The organism is Actinomadura sp. NBRC 104425 (assembly GCF_030269545.1).
GTDB classification, from domain to species: Bacteria; Actinomycetota; Actinomycetes; order Streptosporangiales; family Streptosporangiaceae; genus Spirillospora; species Spirillospora keratinilytica.
Window position 1 is genome coordinate 42,743 of the sequence record NZ_BSTN01000007.1, and the last position, 13,792, is coordinate 56,534.

Genomic DNA, 13,792 nt, shown 5'->3' on the forward strand with positions numbered 1-13,792 from the left:
GCGATGCGCGCCGAAGACTTGCTGGACGAGGTCGAGCCGCTGCCGTTCAAGGAGCGCCGCCGCAGACTCGCCGAACGGGGGCGCGCCGCCGACCCGCGCGACCTGGCGCGGCTGCTGGACGAACTGGCGGCCGGCGGCCACTACGAGCGTTCGACCGCGCTGTTCGTGGCGTCGGCCGTGCGCGACGAGGCGGCCCTGGCCCATATCGTCCGCGCCGCCCGCGACCCCGACGCCGAGCTCGCCGCCCGCGCCGTCGATCTCGCCGCCCGCTACGGTGTGGCCGCCGAGTTCTTCGAGGCGCTGCTGGCGGACGCCCCGGCGGCGGTGCGCTCCGCCGTGTACCGGGCGGTCCGCCGGCGTCGGCGCCGCGACGTGGCCGAACGTCTCATCGACGCGGTGGCCGAACGCTGGGGCGAGGCGGAGGCGGCGGCGCTGCTGCCCGCCTGCGGCGAGGAGGCCGCCCGCGCGCGCTTGGACGGCCTGGCGCACGCCGTGCCGAACTGGGAGGCGTTCGCCCGGGCCCACCCGGGCGTGCTGCTCGACCACGCCGAACGCACCCTTCCCGGCGTGCCGGACGGCATGCTGCGCGCGTGGTGGTCCCGCGAGGGCGCCGGCGTCGGTGCGGCGGTGCCGCACGCGCCCGGCAGGGTCCTCACGCTGCTGGAGCGCTTCCTGCCCCCGGGGCCGCTGCCGGACGGCGTCCACCGCCGTATCGGCCTGCTGCTGGGCGCCGAGCCCGAGCGGACGCTGCGCCTGCTGCTGTCCGACGGGCACCGGTCGGCGCTGCCCGCACTGCTGGGCCGCAGTTGCGTCCGCAAGCGCCTGGCCGCGTTCGACGACGCGCGGATCATCGAGGTCGCCCGCGCCGTCCGGGACGACCGCCAAGCCCTGTACGAGCTGCTCGGGGCCATCGCGCCGAGCCGCCGGGAGGCGGTGGTCGCGGCCGTGCTGCCCGACGCCTGCCTGACCCGATTCGGGATCGACGAGGAGCTGCTGGACCTGCTGCCGCAGGCGGCGCGGGTGCGGGAGGCCCGGCGGCTGCTGCGGCTGCCGCGCGTCGCCCACCGGCCCGGCCTCCGCCGGGAGGCGGCCTCGTTCCTGCCGTACGACGAGGCCCTGCCCGTCCTGGAGCCGCTGACGCGCAGGCCGGACGGCGACGACCGCGCCGTCGGATACCGGCTGCTGATCCGGTGCGCCGGACGCACCCGGGACCCGCGGGTGCTCACGCGGGTGTTGCAGGCCCTGGGCCGGCTGCGCAACGAGCAGAACCTCATCCGGCAGAGCGCCCTGAAAGCGCTGACCGCGGTCCCGTCCTCGGTGCTGCGTGCCGAGCACGTCCCGGCGGTCGTGCGCATGGTGGGGGACGCGCTGGCCGCCCGCGACACCTCGTTCAGCACCCGCCGCCAGGCGATGCTGCTGGCCGCCCGGCTGGCGCGGCAGGGCGCGATGCGCCGGGACGCCGCGCTGCTGTCCCCCGCTGTGCAGATCATGGCCCGGTTGACCGGTGAACAGGGCTCGCTGCCGCTGCGGAAGTACGAGGACGAGATCGACGCGCTGCTGCCGCACGGCGCGGAGCACGAGCTGGGCCGGACGCTCGCGCCGTATCTGGCGGCGATGGCCCGGCGCAACGACCACGCCCTCGCGCTGACCCTCGCCGCGGATCTGCACCGGCGCGCGTTCGCCGTGCCGGAACTGCAGGACGCGCTGGAGGCGGCGCTCGACGCCCGCGACGACATGGTGATCCGGGAGGCGATCGAGCTGTGGCTGGCCGTGCCGGGCGCCAGGCGCGAGCGCGTCGCCCGGCTGCTGGCCGAGGAGCCGTCGGCGATCACGGTGCCGGAGGTGTTCCAGGTGGTCGCGCGGGAACGCACCGACCTGCTGCACCCGGCGCTGTCCGGGAGCCCCGCGGGCCGCTTCCACCGCCCGGACGTGCCGTTCGTGCCGATCGCCCCGCCGTCGTGGATGCGGCGCTGGACGGGCCGCCAGCACGCGACCTACCTGGCGCTGCTGCACCGGCTGGCCGGCGACGGCGGCTTGCCCGCCGAAGAACGCGCCCGCGCCGTGCGCACCATCGCCCGGGTGCCCGGCGCCGGGGCCGCCGACCTGCGCCGCTACCTCGATCCCGGGCCGCGGTCGCGCTCCGGCGGCGACCGCCCGCTGCTGCGGCCGGCGCTCACCGCCGCCCCCTGGCTGCCGCGCCCGCAGGACGTGCTCGCCGACCTGCTGCGGTTCGCCGACTCCGACGACGCGCACGTGGCGCTGTCCGCGGCGTCCCGGGCGGCGCGGTTCGTGCGGCCGTCGGCGCTGGCGGGCGTGCTGCACCCCGTACTGACCGGCGGCAAGATCACCGCCCGCAAGGCGGCGCTGCGCATCCTGCTGCGCAACCGGGTCCCCGGGGCGATGAAGCTGGTCACGGCGGTCTGGGACGACACCGATCAGCATCGGGACATGCGCACGGCGATCGCGTCGGCCGTCCGCGCGCACCTGGCCGAGCCGGCGGCCTGGCGCATCCTCGGCGAGGCCGCCGCGGCCGGAGGCGACCTGGCGCATGAGGTGCTCGGCGTCCCGCCGGCGCACGTCGAGGAGCGGTTCCGCGAACGGTATGCGGCGCTGGTGCTGGAGGCGGCCCGCTCCGACGACCGCGAGGTCCGCGACCGCTCGCTGGGCGTCCTGTCCGCATGGGCGCCGTGGGTGCCGCAGGTCCCGGCGCTGCTGGCCCGCGCGGTCGCCGATCTGGACGAGACCGGCTCCTGGCAGACCGCGCTGCGCGGACTCGTCCGCTGCGCGATGGCGGGCGTCGGCGCCGCCGAGCTCGCGGGGGCGGCGGACGCGCTGCGCGCCGCGCCCGCCGAGCCGGACGCCGGGGCCGACCGCGACCTGCCCGCCCTCCGGCGCCTGCGCACGCTGACGACACAGGTGCGGGACGCGGCGCGGGAGGACCTGGCGCGCGCCGAGCCGGTCCTGCGCGCCCTGGACGGGCGGCTGCCCGAGCCGCTGGCGTCGGAGCTGGCCGCCGGGACTCTGCGCTGGGACGCACCCGACGCCGGCGCCGTCCTGGACGCCCTGGCCGACCGTCCCATCGGCGGCGTGCTGGCGGTGCGGGACGTGGCGCGGGCGCTGGTTCCCGAGCCGCGGTCCGACCCGTGGCGCGTCCGGCCCGAGCCGAAGGAGCCCGAACCCGATCAGGTGCTCCCGCACGCCCTCCGGCTCGCCGCGCGCGGCGACGTCACCGGCGGGCTGTTCGCCTGCGCACTGGCCAAGCGGCACGGGCGGCGCGCCGACTGGCCGGAGCAGTGGCGCGACCTGCTGCGCAGTCTGCGGGCCCACCCGCACCCGGACGTCAGGTACGCCGCGCGCGATATCCAGACCGCATACGAATGAGGGAGGCGAGCACGGCCGGGAACAGCAGTGTCACGGCCGCCGCGAGCGTCCAGACGATCTCCCCGGCCGAGCGCTGGTCGGCCAGCGGGGAGACGCCCCAGGGCCGTCCCAGGCGGGTGAACCAGCCCGCGGCGAACGCGTCGTCGGAGCCGGCGAGGTGCAGCGCGAAGGCGACGTGGAAGGGAAGGGACGCCGCCAGGACCGCCGCCGCGCGCAGGCCCCGCCCGGGGCTCGTGACGGCCCGCAGGTAGCAGCACCCGGACGCCAGAAACACCGCCATGGCCAGCGAGTGGACCGCGTGGTTGCGCAGCGAGGCCTCGAACAGCGGCGTGAAGTAGAAGCCGTAGAGAGTCGCGGCGAGCAGCGCCGTCGCCGCGACCGGATGCGTGAGCAGCCGCAAGCCCCGGCTGCGGGCCACCGCCGCGACCAGTTCCCGGGGCCGCCCCTCGGGGAGCGCGCGCAGCGCCAGGGCGACGGGCGCGCCGAGCCACAGCATGACCGGCGCCAGCAGGGTCACCACCATGTGCTGCACCAGGTGGGCGCTGAACAGCACCATGCTGTAGCGGGCCAGCCCGCTGGACGTGGCGACCAGCACGATCGTCAGCCCCGCGTACCAGGCGACGACGCGTGCGGGCGGCCAGGCGCCGCCGTGCCCGCGCAGCCGCACGACGGCCGCCGCGTACAGGACGCCGCCGAGGACGACCAGCGTGCCGAACAGCGGGTCGATCCACCAGTCCAGGGCGTAGGCGGACACGCTCGGCGGGCCGGGCAGCGGGAAGCCGAGCCGCAGCTGCACCGGGTCGAGCGTGTCGCTGGCCAGTTCGGGCGGCGGGGTCCGCGACAGGCCGGTGGCCAGCGCCATGGCGGCGGCCATGACGACGGTCTCGGCGGCGGCGAGGCGCAGGAACGTCCCGGTGCCGTGCCGCGACCGCAGCCGCGGGATGCTCGCCCGCCGGTGCCGCCACCCGAACCCGGCCAGCGCCGCCAGCACGGCGGCCTTGGCGGCGATCAGCGCGCCGTACCGGGAGCCCAGGTCGAAGCCGCCCAGCCGGATCCAGGCGTTGACCGCGCCGCTCACCGCGACCACCGCGAAGCACACCAGCGCCACGGCGCTGTAGCGGGCGACGGCCTCGGCCGCGATCCGCCCGTCCCACCGCACCGCCACGGCGAGCGCGACCAGTCCGCCCGCCCACACGGCCGCGGCGAGGACGTGCGCGGCCAGGCTGTAGACGGCCAGGGCGTGGAACGAGGCGTCCGCCGCGTGCCCGGTGAACATCGGCGGCAGCAGTCCGGCCAGCGCCAGCAGCAGCGGGTATCCGGCGGCCTGCGGCGTGCGGGCCAGGGGCGCGGTGACCGCGACGGTGGCGGCGGCGACCGCGACGGCGACCAGGGCCCGCCCCTGCGGCAGGTCCGTCAGGAACGTAGCGAGCAGGTTCCCCGTGACGCGCCCGGCCGGGACGCCGAACAGGTCGCCCGTCGAGAACGCCACCACGGCGAGGACGGCCAGCGTCCACGCCAGCGCGCTCAGCGACGCCGCCCGCAGGCACCGCTCCAGGTGGCCGGACGCGGCGGGCAGCAGCACGGCGGCGAGCAGCAACCATCCCGCGGTGAGCGCCCCGGCGGCGTTCATCGCCAGCTCCGACAGCGCGAGGGCGCCCTTGGTGAACGCCCCCGCCTGGGTCAGTCCGGGCGCGGCCTGCTCGCTGATCGAGCCGCCGAACCGGACCGTGGCCGCCAGCACCACCAGCGCCGCCGCGACGGCGGCGAGCCCGGCCTGCGCGGGCCCGGCCGGTGCGGGCCCCGGCGACGCCATCAGGACGGCCCGCCCGTCTCCATGGGAATGCGCGCTGCTCACGCCTTCCCTGTACGCAGCGCGCCCCCTGCCCCGTTCAACCGGGCGGGGCAGGGGGACGCGGCGTCATTCGGACAGCTCGTCGGCGACGGTGCGGGACGTCGACTCCAGTTCGTGGGCGAGCTCCTGGAGTTCGGCGCCGCCCGCCATGAGGGAGGTGAGCTCCTCGCGGGTGATCTCGTCCTTGGTGTGGTAGCCGATGCTGCGGCCCCGGTTGAGGATGAGGAAGCGGTCCCCGACCGGGTAGGCGTGGTGCGGGTTGTGGGTGATGAACACCACGCCGAGGCCGCGTTCGCGGGCCTGGACGATGTAGCGCAGCACGACCCCGGCCTGCTTGACGCCCAGCGCGGCGGTCGGCTCGTCCAGGATCAGGACCTTGGCGCCGAAGTACACGGCGCGGGCGATCGCCACGCACTGCCGTTCGCCGCCCGACAGGGTGCCGATGGGCTGGTCGACGTCCCGCAGGTCGATGCCCATGTTCAGCAACTCGCCCTTGGCGGTGCGGCGCATGAAGTCGACGTCCAGGCGGCTGAACGGCCCGAACCCCTTGCGCTTCTCCGAGCCGAGGAAGAAGTTGCGCCACACCGGCATGAGCGGCACCACGGCCAGGTCCTGGTAGACGGTGGCGATGCCGCGGTCGAGCGCGTCGCGGGGGGAGGCGAACTCCACCGGCTCGCCCTGGACTTCGTAGGTCCCGCTGTCGTGCCGGTGCAGCCCCGCGATGATCTTGATGAGGGTGGACTTGCCCGCGCCGTTGTCGCCCAGCACGCAGGCGACCTCCCCGGCGTGCACCTCCAGCGACACCTCGCGCAGCGCGATGATGTTGCCGTAGTTCTTGCCGACGCCGTCCAGCCGCAGCAGCGGCACCCGTCCGCTCATCGCGCCTGCTCCACTCTGCGCCGGACCACCAGGTTGACCACGGTGGCCACGAGCAGCATCGCACCGAGGAAGAACTTGAACCAGTCGGGGTTCCACTCGGCGTACACGATGCCCTTGTTGGTCATGCCGAAGATGAACGCGCCGATGGCGGCGCCGACCGCCGAGCCGTACCCGCCGGTCAGCAGGCAGCCGCCGATCACCGCGCAGATGATGTAGAAGAACTCGTTGCCCACGCCCTCCCCGGACTGCACGGTGGCGAACGCGAACACCAGGTGCATGCCCGACAGCCAGGCGCACAACGCCACCCCCATGAACAGCCCGATCTTGACGCGGTCGACCGGCACGCCGACCGCGCGGGCGCTGGCCGGGGCGCCGCCCACCGCGAAGATCCAGTTGCCGATCCGGGTGCGCAGCAGGATCCAGGTGGCGACGGCGACGAGCAGCAGCCACCACAACACGGTGATGTTGACGTTGACGCCGCCGATGTCGAGGTCGGAGGCGAACACCGCGCGCGCCGAGGAGAAGCCGTCCATGTCGCGGACCGAGTCGCTGGCCACGTTTCCGGTGACCGCCTTGGTGACGCCGAGGTTGCCGCCGGCCAGCATGAAGAACGTCGCCAGCGTGATGATGAAGCTCGGCAGCCCCGTCTTGACGTACAGCAGGCCGTTGAGGAACCCGAGGCCGAGGGTGACGACGAGGGACAGCGCCACCCCCACCCACAGGTTCAGCGTGAGCTGGTAGCTGACCAGCGCGGCCACCAGCGCCGAGGTCGTCACCATCACCCCGGCGGACAGGTCGAACTCGCCGCCGATCATCAGCAGCGACACCCCGACCGCCATGATGCCGAACGTCGAGCTGGCGTACAGGACGGTGGAGAACGATTCGGCGCGCAGGAACGCGTCGGCGACCAGGGAGAAGAACACGAACACCGCAACGGCGCCGAGCAGCGCCCCCAGCTCGGGGCGGGCCAGCAGGCGGCGCGCCCACGACTGCCGGGCCAGCCGCTCGTCGGCCGCCGGTGCAGACGGCTCCACGACCACCTGCCCCATCAGCGCGTCCCCCGGTCGGCGTACGTCTCGATCCGCGCCGCGTCGTCCTTGGAGACGATGGCGGGCCCGGTCAGCACGGGCCGGCCGCCGCCCAGCACGTTGCCGTTGGTGCGGTACAGCCACACCTCGTCGACGGCCTCGTACCCCTGCAGGTAGGGCTGCTGGTCGACGGCGAACTGCACCGATCCCGCCTTCATCAGCGCGACCAGGTCCTTGTTGAGGTCGAACGTGGCGACCTTGGCCTTGGAGCCGCTCTCCTTGACCGAGTCGACGGCGGTGGCGGCGACCGCGGCGTTCAGCGTGAGCACGCCGTCGATGTCGCGGTCGGCCTGCAGCTTGGCGCTGATGGACGACTTGACCTGCGGCATGTTGGTGCCCTGGACGAACAGGTCCTGCATCTGCCCGCCGAAGGTCTTGCGCGCCCCGGCGCAGCGGTCCTCCAGCCCGACGTTGCCCTGCTCGTGGATGACGCACAGGGCCTTCTTGGCGCCGATCTTGGCCAGCTCGCGCCCGGCGGCCTCGCCCGCGACCGTCTCGTCCTGCCCGAAGTGGGCGATCGCGCCGTACTGGGCGGAGACGTCCGCCCCGGAGTTGATGGAGACCACCGGGATCCCGGCGGAGACGGCCCGGCCCACCACGTCCTTGAGCGCGTCCGGCTTGGCGAAGGTGACGATGATGCCGTCCACCTTCTTGTCGATCGCGGACTGGACGAGCTGGGCCTGCTTGCCGCCGTCCGGGTCGGCCGAGTAGAGGAACTTGGCGCCGTGCTTGGCGGCGGCCGCCTGCGCGCCCTTCTGCACGATGTCCCAGAACGCGTCGCCCGGCCCGGAGTGGGTGACCATCGCGATGGTGAGTCGCGGCCCGTCCGCGGTGGCCCTCTCCTCGGCCTTCTTGCCGCCCGACTGGCTGCAGGCGCTCAGTGCGAGTGATGCCGCGGCGCCCAGGGCCACCAGGGCCATGGTCCGTGTGCGCTTCATCGGCGTCTCCGTTCTCCCCGAGTGGGTGGGTGGGATGTGTTGCCCGAGTCGGTGTCCTCCGGACTCCGATGATCGCGAGATGTTAACGCTCCCGCCTCGTGGCCGCCGGTACATTCCCGTGCCCTGGTCGGGGACGGCGGCCCCTGCCGCCCGGGGACATGCCGCCCGGGGACATGCCGCCCGGGGACATGCCGCCCGGGAGCATGCCGCCCGGGAGCATGCCGCCCGGGAGCATGCCGCCCGGGAGCATGCCGCACGGGAGCATGCCGCCCGGGAGCCCGCCTCATCGCCGCACCTCCGCCACGTCCACGATCCGGTTCTCCCGCCGGGCCAGGTCGCACGCCTCGGCCAGGTAGAACGCCTCCAGCGCCTCCTCGGGCGGGCAAGGATTGCCGTGCCGGCCGGCGACGAGGCCGACGAAGGCGCGCAGCTCGGCGTCGTAGGCGTCGGCGAAGCGGTCCAGGAACCCGGTGTAGGGGCGCCGGGGAGGCGGGCCGCCGGGCAGCCCGGTGACGGGGGTGCGCTCGTCCAGCCCGGCCACGATGCTGTCCTTGGAGCCGAACAGCTCCAGCCGCACGTCGTAGCCCGCGGCGTTGTAGCGGGTGGCGGACAGCAGGCACAGCGTCCCGTCGTCGAGGGTCAGCACGGCCGCGCCGGTGTCGACGTCGCCGTGGCGGCGGAAGACCTCGTCGCCCCGGTTGGCGCCGACGGCGGCCACCGTGGCGACCTCCCGGCCGGTGACGTACCGGATCGCGTCCAGGTCGTGGATGAGGCAGTCGCGGAACAGGCCGCCGGAGCCCGGCACGTACGACGGCGGCGGCGGGGCGGGGTCGAAGGTGCAGGAGCGGACGGTGTGCAGCCAGCCGAGCCGCCCGCCGGCGACGGCCTCGCGCGCGGCGGTGTACCCGGCGTCGAAGCGGCGCTGGAAGCCGACCTGCACGGGCACGCCGGCGGCGGCCGCGGACCGCACTGCTTGGAACGTTCCATCAAGATCCGGGGCGAGGGGCTTCTCGCAGAACACCGGCACTCCGGCCGCCACGCCGCGGGCGACCAGGGCCGCGTGCGCCTCGGTGGCCGCGGCGACGACCAGCCCGTCCAGGCCGGCCTCGAACAGCTCCCCCACCGATTCCGCGGCCCGCACGTCCAGGCCGGCGGCCAGGCTCCGCGCCCTCTCCGCGTCGGCGTCGGCCACCATCAGCGAGTCGACCTCGGGCATCTCCCGCAGCGCGGCGGCATGGCGCGCCCCGATGCGCCCCGCGCCGACAAGTCCGATCCTCATGCGCTCTCCCGATCGGCGGTTGGGTGGCCCCCGAGTGTGCTGGAGCGTTCCATGATCGTCAACGCCTGGGACTGTCCGTCAAGCAATATAAAGGAGTCCGAAAAGTAGGCACTTGCTGGCAAGCGCTAGGTTTCCGGGCGCTAGGTTTCTGCCATGCGGGTCCTCGTCACCGGTGCATCCGGGTTCGTCGGCTCCCACACCGTGCGCGCGCTGCTGGCCGCGGGCCACCGACCGCGCGCGCTCGTGCGCGACCCGGGGCGCGCCGCCGGGGTCCTGGCGGCGCTGGACGTGCCGGCCGACCGCGTCGAACTGGTCCCCGGCGACATGCTCGACGGCGCTTCGGTCGCCGCGGCGCTGGACGGCTGCGACGCCGCGATCCACGCGGCCGCCGCGGTCGGCGTCACCGGCCCGTCCGCCGACCTGGTCGAGGTGAACGCGGCCGGCACCCGCAACGTCGTCGGCGGCGCCGTGGCGCGCGGCCTGGACCCGGTGGTGCACGTGTCGACCGTCGCGGTGTTCGTCCCGCCGCCCGGGCCCGTCATCACGGCCGACGGCCCGCTGGCCGCGCCCCGCACCGCCTACGGCCGCTCGAAGGTCGCCGCCGAACGCTACGTCCGCGAACTGCAGGACGCCGGCGCGCCCGTCACCACCGTCTACCCGGGCGGGGTGTGCGGCCCGCACCAGCCCCGGCTGGACTCGCTCATGGCGGGCCTGGCCGGCGCGCTCAGCCTGCTGTGGCCGATGCCTCCGGGGGGCGTGTCCGTGCTGGACGTGCGCGACCTGGCCGAGGCGCTGGCCCGCGCCGTCGCGCCCGGCCGGGGGCCGCGCCGCTGGATGCTCGGCGGCCACTACCTCACCTGGCCGCAGCTCGCCGACCTGTGCGACGACCTGACCGGCGTGCGCTGCCGCCGCCTGCCCGTGCCGGCCGGGGCCATGCTCGGCCTGGGGTCCGCGCTGGACGCCGTCAAGCGAGTGCGCCCCTTCGACTACCCGCTGACCAGGGACGCCGCCGAGCTCATGGTCACGCTCGTGCCGACCGACGACCGGCCCGCCCTCGACGCCCTCGGCCTCACCCTCCGCCCGCCCCGCGAGACGGTCGCCGACGCGCTGGCCTGGCTGGCCGCCGCCGGCCACCTGCCCGCCCGCCGCGCCGGGCGGCTCGCCCCCCGAAAGGAGCAGCCGATGACCGGTCTGACCCGCCGCACCGTCCAGCGCGTCTCGGGCTCGCTCTGGTTCGCCAGGGTCGGTCCCAAAGTCGTCCCGCCGCTGGACAGGGCGCTGCACCGGCTGACCGGCGGCCGGTTCCTGCTCGGCCAGGCCGTGGTGCCCAGCCTGGTGCTGACCACCACCGGCGCGGTGTCCGGCCTCCCCCGCCGGGCGCCGCTGGCCTGCCTGCCCGAACCGGACGGCTCGTGGATCGTCGTCGGCTCCAACTTCGGCCACGACAAGCACCCGGCCTGGAGCGGCAACCTGCTGAAGAACCCCGAGGCCGAGGTCAGCTTCCGCGGCCGCACCGTCCCGGTCACCGCGCACCTGCTCGACGACGCCGAACGCGCCGAGGTCTGGCCCCGGCTGCTGAGGGTCTGGCCCGTCTACGACCAGTACGCCGGCCGCGTCACCCGGCAGCTGCGCGTCTTCCGGCTCACCCCGCGCGCCTAGCGCGGCGCCCGCGCCGGAACGCCTCCGGCGCGGGCGCCTGCGGGGCCGCCGTCACGCGGCGACGGCGGAGCCGTTGGTGGCGGGCTCCAGGGCCAGGTCGAGGACCTCGCGGACGTCGCTGACGGCGAACACCGTCAGCTTCTCCAGCACCTCGGCCGGCACGTCCTCCAGGTCCGGCTCGTTGCGCTTGGGCACGATGGCGGTGGTGATGCCCTGCCGGTGGGCCGCCAGCAGCTTCTGCTTCAGCCCGCCGATGGGCAGCACCCGCCCGGTCAGCGACACCTCGCCGGTCATCGCCACGTCCGGCCGCACCGGACGGCCCGACAGCAGCGACGCCAGGGCGGTGGTCATCGTGATGCCCGCGCTCGGCCCGTCCTTGGGGATCGCGCCGGCGGGCACGTGGATGTGCACGCCGCGGTCCTTCAGGTCGCCGACCGGCAGCTCCAGCTCGGCGCCGCGCGAGCGCAGGTAGCTGAGCGCGATCCGCGCCGACTCCTTCATCACCTCGCCCAGCTGGCCGGTCAGTGTCACTCCGGTGTCGCCGGTCTCCGGGTCGGCCAGCGACGCCTCGATGTACAGCACGTCGCCGCCGGTGCCGGTGACCGCCAGGCCGGTGGCCACGCCGGGCACCGCGGTGCGCTGCTCGGAACGGCTCAGCTCCACCTCGGGGGTGTGCCGGGGCCGTCCCAGATACCGCTTCAGGTCGCCGGCGCCCACCGAGACCGGCAGCGTCTCGCGGCCCAGCGCCACGTTCGCGGCGATCTTGCGGAGCACCCGGGCGATCGAGCGGTCCAGCGACCGCACGCCCGCCTCCCGGGTGTACTCGGTCGCCAGCCGCCGCAGCGCCGCGTCGTCGAAGGACACCTCCGACGCCTCCAGCCCGGCCTTGTCCAACTGCCGGGGCAGCAGGTGGTCGCGGGCGATGACCACCTTCTCGTGCTCGGTGTAGCCGTCGAGCCGCACCAGCTCCATGCGGTCCAGCAGCGGCCCGGGGACGGCCTCCACGACGTTGGCGGTGGCCAGGAACAGCACGTCGCTCAGGTCGAGCTCGACCTCCAGGTAGTGGTCGCGGAAGGTGTGGTTCTGCTCGGGGTCCAGCACCTCCAGCAGCGCCGCGGTCGGGTCACCCCGGTAGTCGGCGCCGAGCTTGTCCACCTCGTCCAGCAGCACCACCGGGTTCATCGACCCCGCCTCGCGGATGGCGCGCACGATGCGGCCCGGCAGGGCGCCGACGTAGGTGCGCCGGTGCCCGCGGATCTCCGCCTCGTCGCGCACGCCGCCCAGCGCGACCCGCACGAACCTGCGCCCCATGGCGCGCGCGATCGACTCGCCCAGCGAGGTCTTGCCGACCCCGGGCGGGCCGGCCAGCGCCAGCACCGCGCCGCTGCGCCGCCCGCCGACGACGCCGAGGCCGCGGTCGGCGCGCCGCTTGCGCACCGCCAGGTACTCGACGATGCGGTCCTTGACGTCGTCCAGGCCCGCGTGGTCCTCGTCCAGCACGGCGCGGGCGCCCGCGATGTCGTAGGCGTCCTCGGTGCGGGTGTTCCACGGGATGTCCAGCACCGTGTCCAGCCAGGTGCGGATCCAGCCGCCCTCCGGGGAGGCGTCGGACGCCCGCTCCAGCCTCTCGACCTCCTTCAGCGCGGCCTCGCGCACCTTCTCCGGCAGGTCGGCGGCCTCGATGCGGGCGCGGTAGTCGTCCTGCTCGCCCGCGGGCTCGCCGTTCAGCTCGGCCAGCTCCTTGCGGATGGCCTCCAGCTGCTGCCGGAGCAGGAACTCGCGCTGCGTCTTCTCCATGCCCTCCTGGACGTCCTTGCGGATCGTCTCCGCCACGTCCAGCTCGGCCAGGTGGTCGCGCGCCCAGCCGATGACCAGGGTGAGCCGCTCCACCACGTCGGTGGTCTCCAGCAGCTCGATCTTCTGCTCCTGCGACAGGTAGGGCGCGTACCCGGCGTTGTCGGCCAGCGCCGACGGGTCGTCGATGCGCTGCACCACGTCCACGACCTGCCAGGCGCCCCGCTTCTGCAGGATCGCGCTCACCAGGCCCTTGTACTCCTTGGCCAGCTCCTGCGCGCGCCCGGTGGCGGGCGGCTCCTCGATGCGGGTGCCCTCCACCCACAGCGCCGCGCCCGGACCGGTCGTCCCGGTGCCGATGCGCACCCGCGCCACGCCGCGCACCACCGCGCCCGGCCCGCCGTCGGGGAGCCGCCCCTCCTGCTCCACCACGCCCAGCGTCCCGACCGCCGCGTACCGCCCTTCCAGCCGGGGCACCAGCAGCACCCGCGGCTTGGGCGCCGACCGTATCCCCGGCCCCGCCGTGCGCGCCGCGGCCCGCGCCGCCTCGACCGCCGCCCGCACCTCCCCCTCGGACAGGTCGAGGGGGACGACCATGCCGGGCAGAACGGCCCCGTCGTCCAGGGGCAGCACCGGCAGCGTCAGGGTCTCGCTCATGCTCCGCTCCAAGTCCATGTCGGCGACGGCCCCCGTCCCCCGGGAACCGCCCTGCGGACCCAACAAGGTTGAGTCACTTCCACTCAAGAAAACGGAGCAGGATTTTGTTTCCTCGACAACGTTCGCTCTGAGCGATCATCCACCTGACGCCCCGGCCGGCCTCATCGGCGGCCGCGCCCGCCTTGTGAGGCGGCGGCCGCCGGGCGGCCGCCGTCACAGATCTTCCTAGGGCGGCGTTTACAGGGTCATGACCTGAGGGTACTTA

Annotated in this window: 8 protein-coding genes; 2 read left to right on the forward strand and 6 right to left on the reverse strand. The window is 74.9% G+C overall.

The genetic code is table 11. The annotated features are described in order from the left end of the window. The first annotated feature begins 3 nt into the window (after window positions 1–3). Complete coding sequence (locus QSK22_RS13150; RefSeq protein WP_285494395.1) at window positions 4–3,381, forward strand: hypothetical protein; 3,378 nt, start codon at window positions 4–6, stop codon at window positions 3,379–3,381. Here the strand turns inward: QSK22_RS13150 and QSK22_RS13155 are convergent. From QSK22_RS13155 to QSK22_RS13175, 5 genes are all read right to left on the reverse strand, one after another. Further along, window positions 3,341–5,236, reverse strand: a complete 1,896-nt coding sequence (locus QSK22_RS13155) for a bifunctional copper resistance protein CopD/cytochrome c oxidase assembly protein (protein ID WP_285494396.1) — start codon at window positions 5,234–5,236, stop codon at window positions 3,341–3,343. The genes QSK22_RS13150 and QSK22_RS13155 overlap by 41 nt on opposite strands. A 63-nt stretch (window positions 5,237–5,299) precedes the next feature. Beyond that, window positions 5,300–6,112 (reverse strand): ATP-binding cassette domain-containing protein, encoded by an 813-nt coding sequence (locus tag QSK22_RS13160; protein WP_285494397.1) that lies wholly within the window; start codon window positions 6,110–6,112, stop codon window positions 5,300–5,302. Further along, window positions 6,109–7,161 (reverse strand): ABC transporter permease, encoded by a 1,053-nt coding sequence (locus QSK22_RS13165; protein ID WP_285494398.1) that lies wholly within the window; start codon window positions 7,159–7,161, stop codon window positions 6,109–6,111. The genes QSK22_RS13160 and QSK22_RS13165 overlap by 4 nt, the downstream gene beginning before the upstream one ends. After that, window positions 7,161–8,138 (reverse strand): substrate-binding domain-containing protein, encoded by a 978-nt coding sequence (locus QSK22_RS13170; RefSeq protein ID WP_285494399.1) that lies wholly within the window; start codon window positions 8,136–8,138, stop codon window positions 7,161–7,163. The genes QSK22_RS13165 and QSK22_RS13170 overlap by 1 nt, the downstream gene beginning before the upstream one ends. 283 nt (window positions 8,139–8,421) lie before the next feature. Beyond that, on the reverse strand, window positions 8,422–9,417 hold the full coding sequence (locus QSK22_RS13175) for a Gfo/Idh/MocA family protein (protein ID WP_285494400.1): 996 nt from the start codon (window positions 9,415–9,417) through the stop codon (window positions 8,422–8,424). Between the two features lie 153 nt (window positions 9,418–9,570). On the opposite strand from QSK22_RS13175, the gene QSK22_RS13180 reads away from it, so the two are divergent. Continuing rightward, window positions 9,571–11,076 carry a nitroreductase family deazaflavin-dependent oxidoreductase gene (locus QSK22_RS13180; protein WP_285494401.1) on the forward strand — a complete coding sequence of 502 codons (1,506 nt, stop codon included), beginning with the start codon at window positions 9,571–9,573 and terminating at the stop codon, window positions 11,074–11,076. A gap of 51 nt (window positions 11,077–11,127) precedes the next feature. Here QSK22_RS13180 and lon read toward each other — a convergent pair whose 3' ends face one another. Continuing rightward, window positions 11,128–13,527 carry an endopeptidase La gene (gene lon, locus QSK22_RS13185; RefSeq protein WP_285494402.1) on the reverse strand — a complete coding sequence of 800 codons (2,400 nt, stop codon included), beginning with the start codon at window positions 13,525–13,527 and terminating at the stop codon, window positions 11,128–11,130. Between the last annotated feature and the right edge of the window lie 265 nt (window positions 13,528–13,792).